Annotated in this window: 3 protein-coding genes; all 3 read left to right on the forward strand. The window is 45.7% G+C overall.

Going from position 1 to position 1,697, the window contains the following annotated elements:
* The coding region (locus F596_RS10995; RefSeq protein ID WP_036866117.1) for a Cas9 inhibitor AcrIIA9 family protein at positions 1-193 on the forward strand (193 nt) is incomplete at its 5' end.
* A 4-nt stretch (positions 194-197) separates the two neighbouring features.
* Positions 198-1,469 carry a PcfJ domain-containing protein gene (locus F596_RS0108065; RefSeq protein WP_019036541.1) on the forward strand — a complete coding sequence of 424 codons (1,272 nt, stop codon included), beginning with the start codon at positions 198-200 and terminating at the stop codon, positions 1,467-1,469.
* Positions 1,470-1,491: 22 nt separating this feature from the next.
* Positions 1,492-1,697, forward strand: a 206-nt coding sequence (locus tag F596_RS0108070; protein WP_019036542.1) for a DUF6926 domain-containing protein, incomplete at its 3' end; no start/stop codon positions are given.

Below are 1,697 nucleotides of genomic sequence, written 5' to 3' on the forward strand. Positions count from 1 at the left end.
AAAGGAAATCACTTGCAGAGTGGCAGTAAATCATATTGTGGAACTCACAGAGGAGGAGAAAGCCGAAGCAAGGCAAGAAGCCATCAAGCAGTACCAACGTGAGGAACTCGCCAAGATACAGAGCCGTAACGCACGAGTGAAGAAAACCGAAAGCGCAGCACCCCAAACACAACCGTCACTATTTGATTTTTAAGCCTATGAAACCAAGAAACAAATATGAGAAGGCAGTCCTTGCCGAGAGTAAGCACCTTCGCCCGATAACCAAGACACAGAGCAAATGGGCATTCCGTGAATGTATAGACCATTTCGCCTACCGACTGCCCAAAGGTCGCACAACGTGTATGGATTGTGGGCATAGTTGGACAATAGAAAAGCCTACGGACACTTGCACCTGCCCCCATTGCGGGGCAAGGTTGCAGGTCAAGGAAACCTTTCAACGCAAGATAAGACAAAAGCAATACTTCACAATACTTACCACTTACGGAGAATACCAAATACTAAGAATGTTCCTCCTTTCTGTGGAAATGGAGAAAGGTTGCAAGGCATCTTCATATACCTTTGAAATCGGTCAGTATTGGTGGAACGCACAAGGAAGAAAAACGATTATTGCTGTTCAACGAACATTAGGCAGATACATTGACACCTTTTCTTTCTGTTCGCCAATGGCAGTACGCAACGACAACGAAGCCTACCGCCATATATCGTACTCACCGATATATCCCAAGTTCAAGGTTACGGACACACTCCGCAGAAATGGTTTTGAGGGAAACTTCCACAATATAGTGCCTACCGAACTTATACCGGCACTGCTTTCCGATAGCCGTGTGGAAACCTTGTTGAAGTCGGGGCAAATCCCGCTACTCAAATTCTTCATGCACAATGGTCGAAGAAGCATTGATAGCTATTGGGCATCTATCCGCATCTGTTTGCGAAACGGCTACCATATAGAGGACGGAAGTCTATGGTGTGATATGGTGGATATGCTCAATCAATTAGGCAAGGATATTCACAATGCCAAGTATGTTTGCCCCACCGACCTAAGAGCAGCGCACGACCATTACCAAGCCAAGAGCAGAGCGATGAAAGAGCGTGAGAACATTATCAAGAAGCGTAAGGAAGCAATAGAAGCCGAACAAGAGTACAAGCAACTCAAAGCAAAATTCTTTGGCATAGAGTTTACTGACGGCATTATCCGTATCCACGTTTTGGAGAGTGTGCAAGAGCATTTAGAGGAAGGCACGGCAATGCACCATTGCGTATATGACGCACACTATTACAGCAAACCGCAGTCGCTTATCTTCTCTGCCACAAAGGACGGAGAGCGCATCGAAACCATTGAGGTATCATTGGAAACGATGAAAGTGGTACAAAGTCGTGGAGTGTGCAACAAGAACACCGAGTACCACGAACAGATACTCGCCTTGATGCAGAAGAATATGAGAATGATAGCACAGAGAGCAACCGCATAACAATCCTATAATAACAACGATTATGGCGACATACAAGACAATAGAGAAAATTCCAACGTGGAGTTTAGGCTACCTTATCAATGGAGATAGTACAGGACTGACAGACGAAGAAATCGCACTCGCAGACCAATGGAGTAAGGACACCAAAGCGGAGGTTATATCGCCCCACACAGACATAGAGGGGAATATGCAACCTTATTTTACCCACGTTCCAGCCTTTGGACTACC

Source organism: Prevotella amnii DSM 23384 = JCM 14753, from assembly GCF_000378745.1.
Lineage (GTDB): Bacteria > Bacteroidota > Bacteroidia > Bacteroidales > Bacteroidaceae > Prevotella > Prevotella amnii.

What these genes read in the sequence shown, in the direction of transcription:
- F596_RS0108065 (WP_019036541.1), top strand. Translation starts at nt 198, where the DNA reads ATGAAACCAAGAAACAAATATGAGAAGGCAGTCCTTGCCGAGAGTAAG.